Source organism: Arthrobacter sp. P4_F10 (assembly GCF_056401435.1).
Genome location: NZ_JBFUJJ010000015.1, coordinates 26039 through 47785, shown reverse-complemented (window position 1 = coordinate 47785; position 21747 = coordinate 26039). Strand labels below are relative to the sequence as shown.

Annotated in this window: 15 protein-coding genes; 3 read left to right on the top strand and 12 right to left on the bottom strand. The window is 67.4% G+C overall.

Annotated features, from left to right (window positions below; all coding sequences use genetic code 11):
* Positions 1–9 precede the first annotated feature (9 nt).
* Positions 10–3243, bottom strand: coding sequence for an Rne/Rng family ribonuclease (locus AC1DR1_RS15270; protein WP_476992840.1), 3234 nt, complete (start codon positions 3241–3243; stop codon positions 10–12).
* 478 nt (positions 3244–3721) lie between these two features.
* On the opposite strand from AC1DR1_RS15270, the gene AC1DR1_RS15265 reads away from it, so the two are divergent.
* Positions 3722–4393, top strand: coding sequence for a vitamin K epoxide reductase family protein (locus AC1DR1_RS15265; RefSeq protein ID WP_229993371.1), 672 nt, complete (start codon positions 3722–3724; stop codon positions 4391–4393).
* 97 nt (positions 4394–4490) lie between these two features.
* Here AC1DR1_RS15265 and ndk read toward each other — a convergent pair whose 3' ends face one another.
* The 4 genes from ndk to ileS form a co-directional block, all read right to left on the bottom strand.
* A complete protein-coding gene (gene ndk / locus AC1DR1_RS15260; protein ID WP_090578496.1) occupies positions 4491–4904 on the bottom strand; it encodes a nucleoside-diphosphate kinase in 414 nt (137 codons plus the stop codon).
* Positions 4905–4987: 83 nt separating this feature from the next.
* Complete coding sequence (locus tag AC1DR1_RS15255; protein WP_229993372.1) at positions 4988–5443, bottom strand: DUF4233 domain-containing protein; 456 nt, start codon at positions 5441–5443, stop codon at positions 4988–4990.
* 3 nt (positions 5444–5446) lie between these two features.
* Entirely contained in the window at positions 5447–6805 is a 1359-nt protein-coding gene (locus tag AC1DR1_RS15250) for a bifunctional folylpolyglutamate synthase/dihydrofolate synthase (RefSeq protein WP_229993373.1), read from the bottom strand.
* Between the two features lie 3 nt (positions 6806–6808).
* Complete coding sequence (gene ileS, locus AC1DR1_RS15245) at positions 6809–10159, bottom strand: isoleucine--tRNA ligase (RefSeq protein ID WP_476992839.1); 3351 nt, start codon at positions 10157–10159, stop codon at positions 6809–6811.
* 429 nt (positions 10160–10588) lie between these two features.
* Between ileS and AC1DR1_RS15240 the strand changes: the two genes are divergently transcribed.
* The gene (locus AC1DR1_RS15240) at positions 10589–11650 is read left to right on the top strand and encodes an endonuclease/exonuclease/phosphatase family protein (protein WP_364743961.1); all 1062 of its coding nucleotides are present in this window, start codon (positions 10589–10591) and stop codon (positions 11648–11650) included.
* On the opposite strand, the gene AC1DR1_RS15235 is transcribed toward AC1DR1_RS15240, so the two are convergent.
* The 3 genes from AC1DR1_RS15235 to AC1DR1_RS15225 all read right to left on the bottom strand — a co-directional run bounded on the left by AC1DR1_RS15235 (position 11647) and on the right by AC1DR1_RS15225 (position 14074).
* Complete coding sequence (locus tag AC1DR1_RS15235) at positions 11647–12711, bottom strand: glycerophosphodiester phosphodiesterase (RefSeq protein ID WP_476992838.1); 1065 nt, start codon at positions 12709–12711, stop codon at positions 11647–11649. The genes AC1DR1_RS15240 and AC1DR1_RS15235 overlap by 4 nt on opposite strands.
* Positions 12712–12877: 166 nt before the next feature.
* Entirely contained in the window at positions 12878–13669 is a 792-nt protein-coding gene (locus AC1DR1_RS15230; RefSeq protein ID WP_476966633.1) for an SDR family oxidoreductase, read from the bottom strand.
* Positions 13670–13696: 27 nt separating this feature from the next.
* A complete protein-coding gene (locus AC1DR1_RS15225) occupies positions 13697–14074 on the bottom strand; it encodes a DUF488 domain-containing protein (protein WP_476992837.1) in 378 nt (125 codons plus the stop codon).
* A gap of 95 nt (positions 14075–14169) precedes the next feature.
* Here AC1DR1_RS15225 and valS point away from each other — a divergent pair, with 95 nt between their 5' ends.
* Complete coding sequence (gene valS / locus AC1DR1_RS15220; RefSeq protein WP_476992836.1) at positions 14170–16788, top strand: valine--tRNA ligase; 2619 nt, start codon at positions 14170–14172, stop codon at positions 16786–16788.
* A 101-nt stretch (positions 16789–16889) separates the two neighbouring features.
* Here valS and AC1DR1_RS15215 read toward each other — a convergent pair whose 3' ends face one another.
* The 4 genes from AC1DR1_RS15215 to clpX form a co-directional block, all read right to left on the bottom strand.
* Entirely contained in the window at positions 16890–17183 is a 294-nt protein-coding gene (locus AC1DR1_RS15215; RefSeq protein ID WP_364743966.1) for a putative quinol monooxygenase, read from the bottom strand.
* Positions 17184–17337: 154 nt separating this feature from the next.
* Positions 17338–19257, bottom strand: a complete 1920-nt coding sequence (locus AC1DR1_RS15210) for a glycoside hydrolase family 15 protein (protein WP_476992835.1) — start codon at positions 19255–19257, stop codon at positions 17338–17340.
* Positions 19258–19611: 354 nt separating this feature from the next.
* Positions 19612–20217 (bottom strand): mycothiol-dependent nitroreductase Rv2466c family protein, encoded by a 606-nt coding sequence (locus AC1DR1_RS15205; RefSeq protein WP_364744040.1) that lies wholly within the window; start codon positions 20215–20217, stop codon positions 19612–19614.
* A 127-nt stretch (positions 20218–20344) separates the two neighbouring features.
* Positions 20345–21625 carry an ATP-dependent Clp protease ATP-binding subunit ClpX gene (gene clpX, locus AC1DR1_RS15200; RefSeq protein ID WP_229993382.1) on the bottom strand — a complete coding sequence of 427 codons (1281 nt, stop codon included), beginning with the start codon at positions 21623–21625 and terminating at the stop codon, positions 20345–20347.
* Positions 21626–21747 lie beyond the last annotated feature (122 nt).

Sequence of the window (21747 nt, the reverse complement as noted above, 5' to 3'; positions counted from 1 at the left end):
CGCGGCGGACTACAGCTCCGACGCCGGTACGCCCACGCCGAGAATGATCGGCTCGTTGCCGGCCGGGATGGACGCCGGCCTGGCCGCGGCGGGTGCCTTGGCCTCGTGAACCGATCCGGCCGCGGCCGGCCTAGTCGCCTCGCGATGCTCCACGGAGGTCTCGTTCGCAGCGCCCTGGGCGCGGCTGGCGCTCCGGTTGCGGCGCCCGCGGCGGCCACGAGCCGTGGTGTCCGCTGTCCGCGAAGCCGGTGCCTCCGCAGTGCGCACGGCTGCGGGTGCCTCGGTGGCCGCGGAGAGCGGGGCCTGGACGGCGTCCATCCCGGCCGGCTTGCCGGCCTCGGCGTCGCCCAGGTTGGCGAAGGCCTCGGTCAGCAGGTCCAGGGTCAGGGCCGGTTCCGGCGTGTCCTCGGCGTGCTCGACGAACGGCAGGGCCACCTGCTCACCGCCAAACGTCAGCACGGTCGCGGGACGTCCGGCTGCCTCTTCGGCGGCCGCGAGCTGCGTGACGGCGTCGACGGCGGCCTTGCGGGCCCCGGCGTCGCTGGCAGCGGCTGCCTCCCCGTCGTGCAGGTGCGCGGCGTGCGCCGCGGCGGCGATGTTGGCCAGCGCGGCCCGGGTGGCTTCAGCCTTCGCGTGGCGTTCGGCCTCGGTGGGCTCGGCGTGGACGGCTGCGGGTGCGGCCGGTGCCGTCTCCTGCCCTTGGCCTCCCCTGCCGCGGCGACGGCTCTTGCGCTCCGTGCGGGCAGCAGGCTGGGCCTCGGCGCGCGGCACATAGTGCTCCGCGGCAACCGTGTTTGCGCGGCGGTGTTCCACCGGCTCGTCGTGGGTGACGATGCCGCGGCCCGCGCAGGTTTCGCACTGTTCGCCGAAGACTTCCAGCAGCCCGGTGCCCATCCGCTTGCGGGTCATCTGCACGAGGCCCAGCGAGGTTACCTCCGCCACCTGGTGCTTGGTCCGGTCCCGGCCCAGGCACTCCACCATGCGGCGCAGCACGAGGTCGCGGTTGGATTCGAGCACCATGTCGATGAAGTCGATCACGATGATGCCGCCAATGTCGCGCAGGCGCAGCTGCCGGACGACTTCCTCGGCCGCTTCCAGGTTGTTCTTGGTGACGGTTTCCTCGAGGTTGCCGCCGGAGCCGGTGAACTTGCCGGTGTTGACGTCCACCACGGTCATGGCTTCGGTGCGGTCGATCACGAGGGAACCGCCGGAGGGCAGGAAGACCTTCCGGTCCAGGGCCTTGTGGATCTGCTCGTCGATGCGCCAGGCAGCGAAGATGTCCGTGTCCTTGGTCCACTTCTCGAGCCGGCCCACGAGGTCCGGTGCCACGTAGGTGACATAGGCCTCGATGGTGTCCCAGGCTTCCTCGCCGGAGACGATCAGCTTGGAGAAGTCCTCGTTGAAGACGTCGCGGACCACCTTGATGGTCAGGTCAGGTTCGCCGTAGAGCAGCTCGGGGGCGAGGATTTTGGTCGACGTCGACTGGCTCTCGATGCCCTCCCACTGCGCGCGGAGCCGGTTGATGTCGTGCGTCAGCTCTTCCTCGGAGGCACCCTCGGCCGCGGTGCGGACAATGACGCCCGCGTCCTCAGGCAGGCGGTCCTTGAGGATCCGCTTGAGGCGGTTGCGCTCGACGTCGGGCAGCTTGCGGGAGATGCCGGTCATGGAGCCGCCGGGCACGTACACAAGGTAGCGGCCGGGCAGCGAGATCTGGCTGGTGAGGCGGGCCCCCTTGTGGCCGACCGGGTCCTTGGTGACCTGGACCAGCACGGAGTCGCCGGACTTCAGCGCGTTCTCGATCCTGCGCTGTTTGCCTTCGAGGTTGACGGACTCCCAGTTCACTTCGCCGGCGTAGAGCACGGCGTTGCGGCCGCGGCCGATGTCCACGAATGCGGCTTCCATGGACGGCAGCACGTTCTGGACCTTGCCCAGGTAGACGTTGCCGATCAGGGAATCCTGCTGGGTCTTGGACACAAAGTGTTCGGCCAGGACGCCGTCTTCGAGGACCCCGATCTGGATTCTGTCGTCGCGCTGGCGGACGATCATCTGGCGGTCCACGGACTCGCGGCGGGCCAGGAACTCGGCCTCGGTGATGACGGTGCGGCGGCGGCCGGTGTCGCGGGATTCGCGGCGTCGCTGCTTCTTGGCTTCCAGGCGGGTGGAGCCCTTGACGGACGTGACGCGGTTGTTGACCGGCGCCTCGGCCATGGCCCGCGGCGCACGGACGCGGGTCACCGTGTTGGGCGGATCGTCGCCTTCCCCACCGGTCAGTTCCAGGTCCTGGTCGCCGCGGCGACGGCGGCGGCGGCGGCGCGACGTCACGCCATCCTCAAGGGTTGCCTCGGAACCTTCGTCGCCCTCGTCCTCGGCGCCTTCGGACTCGGTGTCGGACTCGGCGGACGTACGGGTGCGCCCGCGCCGGCCACGGCTGCGGCGTCGACGGCGGCTGCCGGCGTCCTCGTCCTCGTCGCCTTCTTCCTCCTCGGGCTCCGCTGCTGCTGCGGCAACGGGGACCGGGCGCACCACGGTGCTGAGGTCGGGGGCCTGGAAGATCACGGAAGTGAGGGCACCCGGTTCCATGAACAGCGACGTGGCCGGGCTTTCCTCGGGCAGGGCTTCCGGCTCTTCGGGCTGGGCCGCGGCGGGGGCTTGCGCAGGTTCGGCCGCCGTGGCGGCTTCTGCCGGCTCGGCTTCTTCGGCCGGGACCGCTGCTGCGGGTACGTCTTCGGCTTTCGGTGCGGCCTTGGCACGGCTGGCGCGGCGCCGGACCGGCTTCTCTGGGGCCGTCTCTGCGACCTTCTCTGTGGCCGTCTCCGTGACGGCGGCGTCGTCGGAAGCAGCGGCCGCCTCGGGAGCCTCTGCCGCGGCAGGCGCGTTGGCTTCGGGCTCTTCAGCGAAGGCAGGCAACGGTTCCGGGTCGGCAACAGGCTTGCGGGCACGGGTGCGCCGTGCGGGCGCCTTTACAGCAGTTTCGGGGGCAGCAGTTTCGGGTACGGCGGTTTCGGCGTCGGCTGCTTTGCGGCGCGCGGCGACGGGCTCATCCGAGCCGGCCGCTTCGGCCAGCACCGCGGCTTCAGCCACGGCCTCCGCGGCGGCCGCGGCGTTGACCTTTGCGACGGGCGCCTTCCGGCGGGTCCGGACGGCCCTCTTCGGCGCTGCCGGAGCTTCCGCTTCCGCAGTTGCTTCTGCTTCCCCGGCGGCTACTAGTTCTTCGTTACCGGCTACAACCTGGTCATTATCCATCTGTGGCGACACTCCTGCCCCTGATGCGCCGCCACATTCGGCGCCCGTTGGGGCAAATATGCGTCAACACCCGCAGGCATTGACAGAAGTCAATTGGATACCCTCAGGTTCGCACCGGCAGTGGGGTGCGGCAGCCCTGGAGGGCCGGCGAGATTGTTTTGGAACCCGTTGACCTACACGCCACAACCAGGTGCCGTCCAATGGCATTGCGGGACAGCTGGAATCAGAGGATCCGCAGCTCCCTGCTCATCATTGGCGGTCTTGAAACAAAATCGCCGGACCGGAATCCGGATGTGGATCGGGTTCCAGCCACGATCATTGTCTCACAGGAGCCGCCAAAGCTGGCGTAGGCGGGGCCTGAAGTGCTTTCGGAGCGGCTGGGCAGGGCGGCAGGGGCCGTTCTCCGCCGCTGCCCAGCCTGCGGCGTTAGAATCGGGCCAGAAGAACACGGTCAAGACGATCAAAGGACTCATATTCCATGCCCAGCATCTCCAGCACTGCCGGTGACGCGACCGTACAGCACCCGGGTTCCGGCCCGGCGCCCGCGGACCGCTCCCTTCCCACGATGACCCGCGACCGCCCGTTCGCCTGGCTCCTGCTGATCACCGGCGTCGTTGGCTGGCTCGCTTCCGGCGCCCTGGTGCTGGAGAAGCTGGAGGTCCTGAAGGACCCCAACCACGTCACGGTCTGCGACGTGAACCCGTGGATCTCCTGCGGCCAGGTCATGCAGACGCCGCAGAGTTCTGTGTTCGGCTTCCCGAACATGTTCATCGGCATCGTGGCTTTCGCCGTGATCATCACCACGGCCATGGGCATCCTGGCCGGCGCAAGATTCGCCCGGTGGTACTGGCTGGGGCTGCAGGCGGGCGTGACGCTGGGCTTCGCGTTCGTTATCTGGCTCTGGTCCCAGGCCCTGTACGCCATCCACATCCTCTGCCCGTTCTGCATGATCGTCTGGGCCGTGATGATCCCGTTGTTCGTCTGGGTGAGCGTCCGCAACATCTCCCACGGGGTGATCGCGTTGCCCGCCGGTCCCACCAAGGTGATCGGCGACTCGGGCTGGATCATCACGGCGCTGCTGTACGTCGCCGTCATCGCGACAATCTTCTTCGCCTTCATCCAGGTCTTCATCGGGACCTCCGGCTACTAAGCACTCCCGAACGCCGCGAGATAACAGTTAAGGCCAATGTTCAGCGTGAACATTGGCCTTATCTGTCACCTCGGTGAGGCGAGGGTCCAGGAAATTCCTAGAACCAGATCTTGATCTCGCGCTCGGCGGATTCCACCGAATCCGAGCCGTGGACCAGGTTCTGCTGTACCTTCAGGCCCCAGTCGCGGCCGAAGTCGCCGCGGATGGTGCCGGGCGCCGCCGTCGTCGGGTCCGTGGTCCCGGCGAGGATACGGAAGCCCTCAATCACGCGGTGGCCCTCGAAGATTGCGGCGACCACCGGGCCGCTGAGCATGAACTCAACCAGCGGCTCGTAGAACGGCTTGCCGACGTGCTCCTCGTAGTGCTGCTCGAGCAGCTCGCGGTTCGCATCGACTTTCTTGAGCTCGGCCAGGGTGTAGCCCTTGGCTTCGATCCGGCTCAGGATGGCGCCGGACAGGTTGCGGGCGACGCCGTCGGGCTTGATCAGGACGAGGGTGCGCTCAATGCTCACAGCTGCTCCAATGTGTTGGGGTGGGGTTCGGGTCAAGTCTACGGGGTGCGGCCCAAGCGCCGGGCGCAGGTTCAGTCGCTGGTTCAGGCGCCGTTGCCGGGCGCGGGGCCCTGGGGATGGGCCGCATCCCATTCAGCCTGCTCGCGCTCCCGCTGCGCGGCCTCCCGGTCAATCCGGATGCCGGTCCGGACCCCGTACCACCAGGCCACGGCGAAGAGCGCGCCGACGAGGTACATGGCAGGCTCCACGAGGCCGCCCAGTATCAGGACGAGCTGCAGGATCCAGCCCAGGGCCACTCCCCACGGCTTGGAGAGGACCGCGCAGGTGAAGATGAAGACCAGGCACAGGCCGATCCCCACGGAGAAGACCAGGGCCGCAGGATATTCGTTCCGGTGCAGGCCAAAGACGGCCAGTGTTCCGAAGAGCACCACGAAAGCTTCCAGCAACAGGACCGTGGAGGCGAACATGACCTTCGTGGAACGCCGCTTCTTGGGCATGCCCGGACGCCATTCGCGCTGGGCTTTGGTGAGTTTCGCCATCGCTTACGCGTCCGCCTTTCCGAGCAGGATGCGGGCGTCCGCGACGAGCGTGATGGACCCGGTCACCAGGACGCCGCCGGCGAGTTCGTCATCGGCTTCGGCGCGTTCCACGGCCCATTCGATGGCGTCGTCGAGCTTTGCAGCGACATGGATGTTGTCCTCGCCGAAGCCAAGATCAATGGCGACCTCAGCCAGGTCCTCGGCCGGGACGGCGCGGGGCGAGTTGGACTCGGTGAAGCAGTATTCGGTGGCCAGGCCGCCCAGGGATTCCTTGAGCTGGCGCAGGATCTCCTCGGCGTCCTTTTCCCGCAGCACGCCAACCACCACCACCAGCTTGGTGAAGTTGAAGGCCTCGTGGATGGCCTCGGCGGAGACCCGGATGCCCTCCGGGTTGTGCGCCGCGTCCACGATGATGGTCGGTGAGGTGCGGACCACCTCGAGCCGCCCCGGGGACGTGACAGAGGCAAAGGCCTCCTGCAGGATCTCGGCGTCGATCGCCTTCTCCCCGCCGAAGAACGCTTCCAGCGCGGCAATTGCGACGGCGGCGTTCTCGGCCTGGTGCGCGCCGTGCAGCGGCACCAGCAGGTCCTCGTAGCGGCCGGCGATGCCCTGGATGGTGACCATCTGGCCGCCCACCGCGACGGTGCGGGATTCAACGCCGAACTCCACGCCCTCGAAGCGGAACGGCACGTTGACCTCCTTGGCCTTCTCCAGGAGGACCTGGGCCGCGTCGACGGGCTGCGCCGCGCTGATGAGGAAGCCGCCGGGCTTGATGATGCCGGCTTTCTCAAAGGCGATGTCCCCGGTGGTGTCGCCCAGCAAATCGGTGTGGTCCAGGGAGATCGGGGTGACCACGGCCACCTGGCCGTCGCCGACGTTCGTGGCGTCGGTGATGCCGCCGAGGCCCACTTCGATCACCGCGACGTTGACCGGCTGGTCGGCGAAGACCGCGAAGCCCAAGATGGTCAGGCACTCGAAGTAGGTCAGCCGGGGCTGGCCCGCCGCCTCGAGTTCGCTGTCCACGATCTGCAGGTAGGGCCGGATCTCGTCCCAGATCCGGACGAACGTCTCATCCGGCACCGGGGCGCCGTCGATGCTGATCCGTTCGGTGACCTTGGACAGGTGCGGGCTCGTGTACCGGCCCGTGCTCAGGCCGTGGGCCCGCAGCCCGGCCTCGATCATCCGGGCCGTGGACGTCTTGCCGTTGGTGCCGGTGACGTGGATGATCGGGAACGCCTTGTTCGGCTCCCCCAGGATTTCCATGGCACGGTGCAGCGGGGCGAGCCGAGGTTCCATCTTGTTTTCCGGCGCCCGGCCCAGCAGCTCGGCGTAGACGCTTTCTACGGAGAATTCGTCGGTCATGGTTTAGGCCCCAACTTTCTTTGCAACACTGACCAGCGGTTCCTTGATGTCGGCCGTCACAGTTTCCAGCTCGATGGTCAGGGTTTCGGTCTTGACCAGCGCCGCGTTGGCCAGCAGGGCTTCGACGACGTCCTGCTTGGCCGTGACGGAGGTGCTGATCCGGTCGCTGACATTGAGTCCGGCGTCCTTGCGGGCCTGCTGGATGGCGCGGACCATGTCGCGTGCCAGGCCCTCGGCCTCCAGTTCCGGGGTGACCTCGGTGTTCAGGACCACGAACCCGCCGCCGGGAAGCACTGCGGCGGCCCTTGTGGCAGGACCAGCTCCGGTTCCCTCCGCGGCTTCAGCCACGACGGTTTCCAGGGTGTATTCCTGCGGCTCGAGCTCGAGGCCGCCGGCGGTGACCACCCCGGCTTCGCTGACCGACCAGTCACCGGACTTGGAGCCCTTGATGGCCTGCTGGACGTTCTTGCCCAGGCGCGGGCCGGCGGCCCGGGCGTTGACCACGAGCTTCTGCTCGATGCCGAACTCCTCCGGGGAGGCGGCATCGGCGTCGAGCAGGCGGACCGAGCGCAGGTTCAGTTCATCGGCGACGACGGCGGCAAAGCCTCCCAGCGCGTCCGCGCCGGGAGCCACGACCGTGAGTTCCTGCAACGGCAGGCGCACGCGCAGGTTCGCGGCCTTGCGCAGCGAGGAGCCGGTGGAGCAGATCTGCTGCACACGGTCCATCGCTTCGACCAGTCCCGGGTTGGCCGGGAACAGTCCGGCGTCCGGCCAGTCGGCCAGGTGCACGGAGCGCCCCCCGGTGAGGCCTCGCCAGATCTCCTCGGAAACCAGCGGCAGCAGGGACGCGGCCACGCGGGAGACGGTTTCCAGTGCGGTGTAGAGCGCGTCGAAGGCATCAACGCTCTCGTCGAAGAAGCGCTGGCGGCTGCGGCGGACGTACCAGTTGGTGAGCATGTCAAGGTAGCTGCGCAGTTCGTCGCAGGCGCCGGAGATGTCGTAGCTGTCCAGCTGGGCGGTCATGTTCCGGACGAGGTCCCCGGTGTTGGCCATGAGGTACTGGTCCAGGGTGTCGGCGTAGCCGTCATAGCGGAGCTTGGCGTCATACCCTGTCCCGCCGTTGGAAGCGTTCGTGTACAGCGTGAAGAAGCTGTACACGTTCCACAGCGGCAGGATGACCTGGCGGACGCCGTCGCGGATGCCTTGCTCGGTGACCACAAGGTTGCCGCCGCGCAGGATGGGGCTGGACATCAGGAACCAGCGCATGGCGTCGGAGCCGTCGCGGTCCAGGACCTCGGAGACGTCCGGGTAGTTGCGCAGGCTCTTGGACATCTTCTGCCCGTCCGAGCCCAGCACGATGCCGTGGCTGATGACGTTGCGGAAGGCCGGGCGGTCGAACAGCGCGGTGGAGAGGATGTGCAGCATGTAGAACCAGCCGCGGGTCTGGCCGATGTACTCGACGATGAAGTCCGCCGGGTTGTGGGTGTCGAACCATTCCTCGTTCTGGAACGGGTAGTGCACCTGGCCGTAGGGCATGGACCCGGAGTCGAACCAGACGTCCAGGACGTCCTCGACCCGGCGCATGACGGACTGGCCCTCCTCCGGGGTGCGGGGGTCATCCGGGTTCGGGCGGGTCAGCTCATCGATGAAGGGTCGGTGCAGGTCCACCTGGCCGGCCTTGTTCAGCGGCAGGCGGCCGAAGTCGGCTTCGATCTCGGCCAGGGAGCCGTAGACGTCGGTGCGGGGGTAGTCGGGGTCCGTGGACTGCCAGACCGGGATGGGGCTGCCCCAGTAGCGGTTGCGGCTGATGGACCAGTCGCGGGCGTTGGCGAGCCACTTGCCGAACTGGCCGTCCTTGACGTTGCCCGGGATCCAGTTGATGTCCTGGTTGAGCTCGGACATGCGGTCCTTGAACTTGGTGACCTCGACGTACCAGGAGGACACCGCGCGGTAGATCAGCGGGTTGCGGCAGCGCCAGCAGTGCGGGTAGCTGTGCTCGTAGCTGGCCTGGCGGACCAGGCGGCCCTGGGCGCGGAGCACCTGGGTGATGGGCTTGTTGGCCTCGAACACCTGCAGCCCGGCGATTTCGGCGAGGTCGCCGTGGCCGAAGAGCGGGAGGAATTTGGCGCCTTCGTCGACCGAGAGGACCACCGGGATGCCGGCCTCTTCACAGATTTTCTGGTCGTCTTCGCCGTAGGCCGGTGCCTGGTGGACGATGCCGGTGCCGTCGGTGGTGGTGACGTAGTCGGCCTCGAGGAAGCGCCAGGCGTTCTCGGTGCCGTACTTTTCGGCGTCGTGGAAGTAGTCCCAGAGCGGCTCGTAGCTCAGGCCGTCGAGCTCGGCGCCGGTGTGGCGGGAGGTGATGGCGGCTTCCGCGGCGGCGGCGCCCTCGGCCCCGTCACCGTAGCCGAGGTCCTTGGCGTAGGCGCCAAGGAGGTCAGCGGCGAGCAGGAAGCTGCCCGTGACGGGCGCTTCGGCTGCCGCGGCCTTGATCCCGTGCGGGCCGGCCGGCAGGACCACGTAGCTGATGTCGGGCCCGACGGCGAGCGCCAGGTTCGTGGGCAGCGTCCAGGGCGTGGTGGTCCAGGCGAGCGCCTGCACCCCGGCGAGCTGCCGCGACAGCTCCGATTCACCCGCCGTGATGGGGAACGTGACCGTGACGGTCTGGTCCTGGCGGTTCTTGTAGACGTCGTCGTCCATGCGCAGCTCATGGTTGGACAGCGGCGTCTCGTCCTTCCAGCAGTACGGCAGGACGCGGTAGCCGTTGTACGTGAGGCCCTTTTCGTGGAGCTGCTTGAAAGCCCACAGCACGGACTCCATGTACTCGACGTTGAGCGTCTTGTAGTCGTTCTCGAAGTCCACCCAGCGCGCCTGGCGGGTGACGTAGCTCTTCCACTCGTCGGCGTACTTCATGACGGAGGCGCGGCAGGCGTCGTTGAACTTGTCGATGCCCATGGCCTCGATCTGGGTCTTGTCCGTCATGCCAAGCTGCTTCATGGCTTCCAGCTCGGCGGGAAGGCCGTGCGTGTCCCAGCCGAAGCGTCGCTCGACGCGTCGGCCGCGCTGGGTCTGGTAGCGGCCCACGAGGTCTTTGGCGTAGCCGGTCAGGAGATGGCCGTAGTGCGGCAGGCCGTTGGCGAAGGGCGGACCGTCGTAGAAGACGAATTCGTTGCTGCCGTCTTTGCCAGCATCGCGCTGGTCGATGCTGGCCTGGAAGGTGCCGTCCTGGTCCCAGTATTTGAGGATGCGCTCTTCGATCTCCGGGAACTTCACGGAGGCCGGAACACCAGAGGTGTGGGAAGCGGAGGTGGTGGAGCCGGCGCCTGCGGCGGCGGCCTTGGGGTAATAAGTCATCTCGACATCCTGGGTTGAGCTGGTGAACACATGTATTCATTCAGGATGCGAGGACGGCCCCTGCACTGTCTTTTGACAACAACTGTCTTTCGACAACACCGGCACCGCGGTACCACCTCACTTACCGCCACCGGACCGCACCTTTTCGAGAAAGGGGCTGCACCGGCGTCGGCCGCTCATTACTGCTGTGACGGGCTTACCCGTCCGGTTCTACTGGCCCTGGCACGCTCAGTGGGACTGAGTCTGCACCGCACGCGGGGGTGTTCTTCCGGAAGCTCACCGGTGATGGCCGGGTCAAAGCTGCTAAGTCGATGGTACCGGAGAAAATACGGGCTTTCACAGCGCAGCAAACTCCGCTGCCAGGGGCGACGCCGGCGGCCCGACTACATAGACTCGTGCCATGACCGTCCCGCCGCCTCGGGCCGACCCGTGAAGAGCCGCAGCTCAAGCCGCCGCTGGCACCTGTCCTCCGCCCTCTGCGCCGCGCCCGTGGTGGTGGTGTCCGTGTTCCGGGCGGTCCCGGCGCCGTGGCCGGCGCCTGTGGTCCAGCTCGTGGCCTTCACACCCTGGTTCGTGCTCCCCGCCGGCGCCGCCCTCCTGCTGGCGTTGCCGGCACGGCGTCCCTGGGCGGCCCTCCCGGCCGGTGCCCTCCTGGCCCTCCAGCTGCTCTGGCTGTTCCCGCCGGACCGGGTGGCGGACCGGTTCCTGGCCCGGCAGGCCGATCCGCCGCATGGAGAGCAACAGAGCACAGGGCAGGAACAGGCCGCGACACGCCCGCCGGCGGCGGAACTGAAGGTCATGACCCTCAACGCCTGGAAGGGCCAGGCGGACGCCGCGGAGGTGGTTCGGCTGGTGCGGGAAAACGGCGTCTCGCTCCTTGCCGTCCAGGAACTCTCCCCGGCCCTGGAAAAACGGCTGGATGCTGAGGGGCTGGGCGCGCTGCTTCCGCACCGGATCAGCCGCTCGAGGGACGGCGCGGGCGGCGGAGCCGTGTACTCCTCCCGCCCGATCGTTCCGTTGGACTCCGTGGACGGTTCCGCCTTCCACACGCCCACGGTGCAGTTGGAGCTCGACGCCGGCGGCCGGCCGGTCTCCCTTGCCGTGACCAACGTGCACACCAAGGCTCCGGTCTGGGGCCGGGCCGGGCAGTGGCGGAGCGAATTGGCCGCCCTGGGCCGCCTTGCCGCCCGTCGGGGCAACCTGCTGCTGCTGGGCGACTTCAACGCCACCCTCGACCACGCCGAGTTCCGCCAGATGCTTCAGGGGCCGGAGGGGGCCGGGCCTGGCGGCCCCCTCGTCGACGCCGGGGCAGCGGCCCTGGCCCGCCTGGTTCCGACCTGGCCCATGGATGGCCCCCCGCTGCCGGGCGTGGTGATCGACCACATCGTGACTGGCCCGCAGGTTCGCAGCGGCGGCTATTCCGTGCTGCCGGTAGCCGGGACGGACCACGCGGCGGTTCTGGCCACGCTGTCCGTCCCGGCGGAGGACTAGCTGCGCGGCAGTTTCATGCCGGACTCGGCCATCACGTCCCGGAGCCGGTCCGGGTAATCCGTGATCAGCCCATCCACACCCGCACCGATGAGCGCGCGCATGGTGGGCTTGTCATCGACGGTCCACGGAATGACCTGCATGCCTGCCGCGTGGGCGCGGCGGACCATGTCGGCGGTGGCGTACGGGACATAGCCCGGATCCGTCACGGCGCCGTTCTGCGGCGTGCCGTGCACCGGAGAGACTGCGTCGAAGCCAAGGGAAGAGGCCGCCGCGACGAGGTCACCGCCGAAGTCATCGGCGTCGATTCCGCCCAGCCACGGCGACTTGCCGGGCTGGCCCGCCTGGAGGAAGTCCTTGTTGGTCAGGGCCACAGTGCGGATCTGCGGATCGCGCTGCTGGACCAGGCGCAATGCACCCCAATCAAAGCTCTCAATCGAGACACGGCTCTGCATGTGGGCTGCCGTGATTTCGCGGAGAGCGACGTCGACGAACTGCTCGCGCGGTGCGGTTTCCTGCGGCGCGCCGGCCTCCACCTTGGTTTCGATGTTGAACTTCACCTGGCTGGCGCGGTAGGAGTCCGCCAACGCGAAGACCTCGGCCAGCGTGGGCATCTTTGCGCCCGGGGAGGCAACCTGGCCCGGGAACTGGGGAAGCGTGAGGCTGCCGCAGTCCAGGCTGCGGACCTGCGCGAACGTCAGGTCCCTGACGTACTTGCCGACGTAGGGGAACTGGGGGTCGTTCGGTGTGACAGGAGCCGTGTCCAGGCACTTCTGGCCGCTGATCTTGCGGTCGTGGGTGATGACCTCGTGGCCGTCCTTGGTGATCTGGAGGTCAAGCTCGAGGGTGGAGACGCCGGTCTCGATCCCCTTGGCGAAGGACGCCAGGGTTGACTCGACAGTCAGGCCGATGCCGCCGCGGTGGGCCTGGAGATCGAAGTGGTTGTCCTGGCCGTTGGCGTTGGTGTCGGCCGCGGGGGCCTGGACCGCGTTTGCCTGGGCCGAGGTGGCGAGCAGCAGGGCTGCGCTGAGTACGGCAGCGCCGAGCTTCGTCGGGGTTCGCATGGGAAAGTTCTCCACTCTGGTGGTGTGCAGTTGCACGGGCCACCCTGCCCCGCCGCGGCCAACTCCGGACCAGCGCAGCCTGACCGGCACACGACGCCACGGTGAACGGCCGGAGTCGCCGCCGGACGTCCCGGCCCACGCGGCTGGACCTAAGCCCAGACCTGCCCTACTGGCTCTTGCGGATCAGCTTGTAGTTGGCCGCCTGGGCCACCGGGCGGATCACGATCTGGTCCAGGTTGATGTGGTGCGGCGCCACGACGGCGTAGCGGACCACATCGGCGACGTCGGCGGCCGTCAGTGGCTTCTCGACTCCCGCGTAGACCTTGGCTGCCGCGTCCTGGTCGCCGAGGCGGTTGAGGGCGAACTCCTCGGTCTGCACCAGGCCGGGGGCCACCTCGATCACGCGGAGGTTGTGCTCGGCCTCTTCGAGCCGCAGGGCGCCGGTCAGGGCGTGCTGGGCGAACTTGGCCGCGTTGTAGCCGCCGCCGCCCTCGTAGGCCGAGAGCCCGGCGGTGGAGGTCAGGTTCAGCACGGTGCCCTCGCCGCAGGCACGCAGCATGGGCAGGAACGCGCGGATGAGCTTCATGCTGCCCAGCACGTTGACCTGGAACATCCATTCCCAGTCCTCGGTCTTGGCTCCGGCAACCTTGTCGGCGCCGCGGGCACCGCCGGCGATGTTGATCAACGTGTCGATGCCGCCGGCCCGGGTCACCTCCTCGAGCAGCCGGGCCACATCGGCGTCGTCGGTCACGTCGGCGGGAAGCGCGATGGCACCGGTTTGGGCGGCGAGCGCCTCGAGCCGGTCGGCGCGGCGGGCGACGGCGAAGACGGTCCAGCCTTCCTTGCGGAGCGCACGCACCGTGGCGTCGCCGATTCCGGTGCTGGCGCCGGTGACTACTGCTGCTTTGGCTGCTGTTGCGCTGACTTCTTTTGCGCTGTTGTCGATTCCCTCAGTCATGGCACCACCCTAACGGCAACGCCGGGCTCATTTCCTACTGTTGCTGCTGTGCTCCAGGAACTCCTGCAGCACCCGGGCATGGTTGGTCTCCGGGTCCCGCGCACCGAACAGCAGGGTCACTTTCCCGTGCTCGGCCGCGAGTCCGTAGAGCGTCTGCACGGCGGGGTTGGTTTCCAGCTCCGCCTCGTAGGCCGCCCGGAAGTCCGCGAACCGTTCCTGCATGTGCCCGAACTCCTTGCGCAGCGGCGGGGACGGTGCCACGTCCTTGAGCCAGAGCTCCAGTTGGGCCCGTTCCTTGCTGACTCCCCGCGGCCAGAGCCGGTCCACCAGGACCCGGCAGCCGTCGTCGTCGGAAGGGTCATCATAGATGCGCTTGATCGCAAATCTGGCCCCAGATTTCTCCATAGTGCTGGACATTAGTGCAGTGGATTGCCCTCGCATAGTGCGGTTCATTGCAGTGGACTGCAGTCGGGACTGAAAAGAACTGCAAGAATTGACCCATGGCTGAAGACAATCAGGGTACAGACACGCCCACCACCGCCCCCATCAACGTTCCGGACAAGCCCGCCTTGGAGGGGCTGGAAGAGGCGCTCACGCAGCGCTGGCTTGACGAAGGGACCTACAAGTTCAACCCGGACACCACCCGGGAGCAGGTCTACTCGATCGACACTCCCCCGCCCACGGCGTCGGGATCCCTTCACGTCGGACACATGTTCTCGTACACGCAGACCGACGTCCTGGCGCGCTACCAGCGCATGACCGGCAAGAACGTGTTCTACCCCATGGGCTGGGACGACAACGGCCTGCCCACGGAGCGCCGCGTGCAGAACTACTACGGCGTGCGCTGCGACCCCACCGTCACGTACGACGCCGGCTACCGCCCCCCGGCCGAGCCGGCCAAGAACCAGCGCGACTTCGACGTCATCTCGCGCCGGAACTTCATCGAGCTGTGCGAAGAGCTCGCGGTCGAGGACGAGAAGGTCTTCGAGCACCTCTTCCGGACCCTCGGCCTGTCCGTGGACTGGGACCTGACCTACCGGACCATCGATGACAAGTCCCGCGCGATCTCGCAGCGGGCCTTCCTGGCCAATCTGGCCGCCGGCGACGCCTACATGGCCGAGGCGCCTACGCTGTGGGATGTCACGTTCCGCACCGCGGTGGCCCAGGCCGAACTTGAGGACCGCGAAGTCGCGGGCGCCTACTACCGCTACCCGTTCTTCACCGAAGACGGCGAGAAGATTTACATCGAGACCACCCGCCCCGAGCTGCTGGCCGCCTGCGCCGCGCTCGTGGCGAACCCCGACGACGAGCGCTACAAGCCGCTGTTCGGCAAGAAGGTCACCTCCCCCCTGTTCGGCGTCGAGGTAGAGGTCAAGGCCCACCCGCTCGCCAAGGCGGACAAGGGCTCCGGCGCCGCCATGGTCTGCACCTTCGGCGACCTCACCGACGTCACCTGGTGGCGCGAACTGCAGCTGCCCACCCGCGCCATCGTGGGCCGCGACGGCCGCATCATCGGCGAGACCCCGGACTGGATCACCACCGAAGAAGGCCGCGCCAACTTCGCGGCTATCGCCGGCAAGACGGTGTTCAGCGCCAAGGAAGGCGTGGTGGAGCTCCTGGCCGCCGCGGAACTGCTCGACGGCGAGCCCAAGAAGATCATGCACCCCGTGAACTTCTTCGAGAAGGGCGACAAGCCCCTCGAGGTCGTCACCTCACGCCAGTGGTACATCCGCAACGGCGGCCGCGACGAGGACCGCCGCGAACGGCTGATCGGCCGCGGCAACGAGATCGAGTTCCACCCCGCCTTCATGCGCTCCCGCTACGAGAACTGGATCTCGGGGCTCAACGGCGACTGGCTCGTGTCCCGCCAGCGCTTCTTCGGCGTGCCGGTACCGGTCTGGTACCCCCTGGATGCCGACGGCAACCCCGAATACGACGCCCCGATCGTCCCGTCCGACGCGCAGCTCCCCGTGGATCCCGCGGCGGACGCCGCCCCGGGCTACGAAGAAGCCCAGCGCGATGTGCCGGGCGGCTTCACCGGCGACGCTGACGTCCTCGACACCTGGGCCACGTCCTCGCTGACGCCGCAGATCGTGGGCGGCTGGAGCACCGACGAGGCACTGTTCGCCAAGGTCTACCCCTTCGACGTGCGCCCGCAGGGGCACGACATCATCCGGACCTGGCTCTTCTCCTCCGCCGTCCGCGCCGATGCGCTGCAAAACACGGCGCCGTGGAAGCACGCGGCCATCTCCGGCTGGATCCTGGACCCGGACCGGAAGAAGATGTCCAAGTCCAAGGGCAACGTCATCGTGCCCACCGATGTCCTCGAGGAGTACGGCTCGGACGCGGTGCGCTACTGGGCGGCATCGGCCAAACTCGGCGCGGACACCGCCTACGAAATCGCGCAGATGAAGATCGGCCGCCGCCTGGCCATCAAACTGCTCAACGCCTCCAAGTTTGTCCTGAACCTCGGTGCCACCGAGGACTCCGTCGTTTCCGGCGACGTGTCCGTGCTGAGCAACCCGCTGGACCGGGCCGTCCTGGCCCAGCTCGCCGATGTTGTCGCCCAGGCCACCAAGGCGTTCGAGGGCTACGACTACGCCCGGGCCCTGCAGATCACGGAGAGTTTCTTCTGGAACTTCACGGACGACTACGTGGAGCTCATCAAGGACCGTGCCTATGGTGCGGCCGGCGAGGAGCAGCAGGCGTCCGTGCTGGCCGCGCTGGCGACAAGCCTGGACACCCTCCTGCGGCTCTTCGCGCCGTTCCTTCCGTTCGCCACGGAGGAGGTCTGGAGCTGGTGGCGCACCGGTTCCGTGCACCGCGCCCAGTGGCCGTCCGCCGTCGCGGTCGACGGCGACACGACCCTCCTGGCCACGGTCGGCACCGCGCTCAGCGGCATCCGCAAGGCCAAGTCCGAGGCGAAGGTCAAGCAGCGCACCGAGGTGCTGTCAGCGACGATCACGGCCTCGGAATCCCTCACGACGCAGCTGAAGGCCGGTCTCGGCGACCTCAAGGCCGCCGCCAACGCGCGCGAGCTGGCGCTGGTCGCCGGTGAGGGAGAACTCAGTGTGAGTGACGTCGTACTGGCTCCGGCCGAGCCGCCGGCCCAGGCGTAAGGCCTGCGGCCACATCGATACCGAGGAAGAGGGCCCTCGGCCCGGCCCAGGCCGGGCCGAGGGTTCTCTTTTGTTTACCAGGTCTTTGCCGTCCGGGCGCCTCAGATTTTGAAGGACGTCTCGAAGCGCGTCAGCACCGGCGGAGCGGCCAGGAGCTCTCCCAGCCCGCTCGCGCCGTCGCCGGCCCGCCAGGTGCGGTAGGCCTCGTCGTGCTCCAGCGACGCCCACTGTTCCACCACGAGAACGTGCGCCGGATCCGTGCTGTCAACCAGCACATCGACGCCGAGGCAGCCGTCAAACGCCCGGGTAGCGGAAAGGATGTCGCGGAGCACGGCCGCGGCCGTGGACACGGCTTCGGTTTTGAAGTTCAGGTCAAAATGGGCGGTGATGGGCATGGTGCTCCAATGATCGGGGTGGGCTCAGGACACAGGACGCCGCCAGGCGGGATGCTTCACATCACGGCACCCGGACCGCTGCCTGCCAACAGAGGCAACACCGTTGCCACAGGGCTTGTTCCTTCGGTCCCGATCCGCCGGCCGGCTTCCGCTGCTAGACGCCGGATTCCCGGCTGTGCCGTTCCGCTTCGCTGATCGCCCAGGCCGCGTTGACGAGGCCGATGTGGCTGAACGCCTGCGGGAAGTTGCCCAGCAGCTCGCTGCTGTCCGGGGCGACCTCTTCGGCCATCAGGCCCAGGTCGGTGGCAAACGCGGCCGCCCGTTCGAAGACAGCCCGGGCGTGTTGGGTGCGTCCGGCCAGGGCCAGGGCGTGCGCCAGCCAGAAGGTGCACAGCAGGAACGTGCCCTCTTCCCCTGCCATGCCGTCGTCGGCGAGGTAGCGGTACACGAGGCCGCGGGGGTCCGTGAGCCGCTCCTCGATAGCCTCAATCGTGGCGATCATGCCGGGATCGTCCGCCGGCAGGAATCCCACGATGGCGAGCATCAGGGCAGAAGCATCGAGATCGTCGGATCCGTAGGCCTGGGTGTAGGCGTTCGCTGCTTCGCTCCATCCCTCAGTGCGGATGGACGCCGCGATCGCGTCCCGCGCCTCGGTCCAGTGCGGAACTTTTTCTGTTGACTGCAGGATGCCGGCGAGGGAGATGGCGCGGTCCACGGCAACCCAGCACATGAGCTTGGAGTGCAGGTAGTGGCGCCGCTCCCCGCGGACTTCCCAGATGCCGTGATCGGTGGACTTCCAGCGCGCGGCGGCAGTGTCCGCGGCGTCGGCAAGGAACTTCCGTGTCTCCGGTGCCAGTTCCGCGAGGTATTCCGGCAAGGTGGCGGCGGCGTCGAGAAGTTCGCCGTAAACGTCGAGTTGGCGCTGGTTCCAGGCGCCGTTGCCCACCCGGACCGGGGTGCTGGCGCGCCACCCCGGCAGGTGGCCGAGCGCGCGTTCGGGGAGTTCACGTTCCCCGCCGATGCCGAACATGATCTGCAGTTCCTCGCCTCCGGCCAGCTGGCTGGCCGCCGCGGTGGCCAGGAATTGGAAGAACTTCCCGGCCTCGTCCGGGCAGGCCGCCACCCAGAGGGCCTGCAGGGTCATGCTGGCGTCCCGGATCCAGCTGTAGCGGTAGTCCCAGTTGCGCGTGCCGCCGGCCACCTCCGGCAGCGACGTGGTCGGGGCGGCGACGATCGCGCCACTCGGGTAGTAGCTCAGCGCCTGCAGGACCCTTCCGCTGCCGGCCACGAGCTCTTGCCAGGGGCCGCGGTAGTTCTGGTGCATCCCGGACCAGCTGGTCCAGCCCTGCACGCTGTCCTCGAGCCTGCRCCCAATCTCATCCTGGCTCCAGAACACGGGGGCACCGTGCCCGCCGGGATGGAAGTCTCCGGACCCGGAGTGGTGGGCCCGGGAGTGGAGGGCAAAGCCTGCAACGTCGCCGGCGCGGAGGCTCAGTCGTGCGTGCACTGTGTCGGTGCCGGCGTCGGTGCTGGTGTCGGCGCCGGCGCCGGTGCTGGTGTCGGTGCCCGGCCGGAACGCCGCCGGGGTCGAGACCGACAGGACCACATCCCCCGCGCGGATGAGGAGACCGCCGTCGGCCGCGGTGAGAAGTGGCCTCGCGAGGCCGTAGTCGGGTCGGGCGCACAGGACGATGTCGACGTCGACGGAACCCTGCGTGCAGGACACCTGGCGCAGGAGGGTGCCCGGGGAGTCCGCCCCGAGCTCGTGGCCGCGCCGGCCGTCCCCGAGGGCGAGGGCATCTGTGACGGTCATGCACCCGCCGGCGGTGATGTGGGTGGTTTCCAGGACCAGCGTGGGTCCGAGGTAGCGCCTTGTCGAGGTGTGGGCGCCGGCGGGCCGGATCGACCAGAATCCCGCGTCCGGGCCGAGGAGCCGGCCGAACACGGAGGGGCTGTCAAAGCGGGGGAAGCAAAGCCAGTCCACAGAACCCGCCGCGCTGACCAGAGCACCGGAGCGGCAGTCGGACAGGAGTGCGTAGTCCGCGATTGGTTCACCGCTCTGGAAACTGCTCATGGGGCACACTCTGGCCAGTTTTTGGGCAAAGGGGAAGCCCCATCAGCGTTTAGCCGTTGGTGGGGCTTCGACTTTTCGATTGTCACGTGACGTCTTAGACAATCTGGCGGGATCCTTAGACTTTCAGGTCTTCCTACCTCGTCACTGGTAGCCATCATCTGACTTTGCCGAAGGCTGCGTCGGATGAGTGTCACTGAATCTTTGGTTCCTGCGTCCCTCTTCTTTCGAAGTGGGTAAGTTCTATTGTTGTCCCCCCGTCTGGCATACACAAGAGCCCCGGCAGAACTACATCGGAGTAGTTCTGCCGGGGCTCCTGGCAGGCCGGGCAGAGTACCCGGCGCGGTGTCTTCAGGCCTAGTTGAAGACCGGGCTTTCGGTCCGGCTGCGCTTGATTTCGAAGAAGTAGGGGAAGGAAGCCAGGGTCACGGTGGCGTCCCAGATCCGTCCGGCTTCCTCGCCGCGCGGGATGCGGGTCAGGACCGGGCCGAAGAAGGCCGTGCCGTTGAAGGCGACGACGGGCGTGCCCACGTCCTGTCCGACCAGGGAGATGCCTGCCTCATGGCTGGTGCGGAGCTGCGCATCGAATTCGTCGCTCTGGCCGGCGGCCGCAAGCTCGGCCGGCAGTCCCGCCTCGGCCAGCGACTTGGCGATGACCTCGTCGACATCCTTGTTGCCCTCGTTGTGGATCTTGGTGCCCATGGAGTCGTAGAGCGGCTTGATGTACTGCGCGCCATGCTGTTCAGCGGCGGCAGTGATGACGCGGACGGGAGCCCACGCCTTCTTCATGAACTCCCTGTACTGCTCGGGCAGCTCCTCGCGGCCCTCATTGAGCACGGCGAGGCTCATCACATGCCACTCGGTCTTGATGTCACGGACTTCTTCCACTTCGCCGATCCAGCGGGAGGTAACCCAGGCGAACGGGCACATCGGGTCGAACCAGAAGTCGGCTTTGTTGGTCATGGTTTCAGGCACAGGTGTTCTCCTTAAGGAAGTCTGGGGGATGCGCTGAGGCAGATCACCTACACGGCGCGCCAAGGATCATAGCGACCGGTACGGGTTGTTTATTCCCGTGCTGGCCTGGTCCGGATCAGGCGGACTTGCGGCGCTTGACGTCGTGGGCGATCATCGTGGGCGCTGCCTTCTTGGTCACGACCTCTTCCGTGATTACGACGCTCGCGACGTCGTCACGGCTGGGGAGGTCGAACATGACCGGGAGCAGCACTTCCTCCATGATGGCGCGGAGCCCTCGGGCTCCGGTGCCGCGCTCCAGCGCCTGGTCGGCAATGGTGTTCAGGGCCTCGTCCTCGAAGATGAGCTCGACGCCGTCGAGCTGGAACATCTTCTGGTACTGCTTGACGAGGGCATTCTTCGGCGTGGACAGGATCTGGATGAGCGCGGCGCGGTCCAGGTTCGAGACGGTCGTGATGACGGGCAGCCGGCCGATGAATTCCGGGATCAGCCCGAACTTGAGCAGGTCTTCCGGCATGACCTCGCCGTAGGAATCCGTGGTGTTCTTGACCTCGTTGAGCGGGGCGCCGAAGCCGATGCCCTTGCGTCCGGAACGCGAACCGATGATGTCCTCGAGCCCCGCGAAAGCTCCGGCCACGATGAACAGCACGTTGGTGGTGTCAATCTGGATGAATTCCTGGTGCGGGTGTTTGCGTCCGCCCTGCGGCGGGACCGAGGCCACAGTACCTTCGAGAATTTTCAGGAGCGCCTGCTGCACGCCCTCGCCCGAGACATCCCGGGTGATGGACGGGTTTTCGCTCTTGCGTGAGATCTTGTCGATCTCATCGATGTAGATAATGCCCTGCTCGGCCTTCTTGACGTCATAGTCGGCGGCCTGGATCAGCTTGAGGAGGATGTTCTCAACATCCTCACCGACGTAACCGGCCTCCGTCAGGGCCGTGGCGTCGGCCACGGCGAACGGGACGTTGAGGCGGCGGGCCAGGGTTTGGGCCAGGTAGGTCTTGCCGCAGCCGGTGGGGCCGATCAGCAGGATGTTGGACTTAGCGATCTCGACGTCGTCGTGGTGCACGCCGTCGGCGAGGCTGCCGCTCTTCGGCGCGTGGCCGGCCTGGATCCGCTTGTAGTGGTTGTACACCGCGACGGCAAGCGACCGCTTGGCGGGTTCCTGGCCAATCACATATTCCTGCAGGAAATCAAAGATCTCGCGGGGCTTGGGCAGCTCGAAACTGCCCAGGTCAGCTACTTCCGCGAGTTCTTCTTCGATGATCTCGTTGCAGAGTTCGATGCACTCGTCGCAGATGTAGACGCCGGGCCCGGCAATGAGCTTGCGGACCTGCTTCTGGCTCTTTCCGCAGAAAGAACACTTCAGCAGATCAGTGCTCTCGCCAATCCGAGCCATGTGTGAACCCCTTTAGTAGCTTGCTGCTGCCTGTGACATGTTCCACTCTAGGTCACTTTGGGCCTGTTGGGTGGAAAGCGGACGCCGGTGCGGCCAAGTGAAAGTGCCGCACCGGCGCGTCG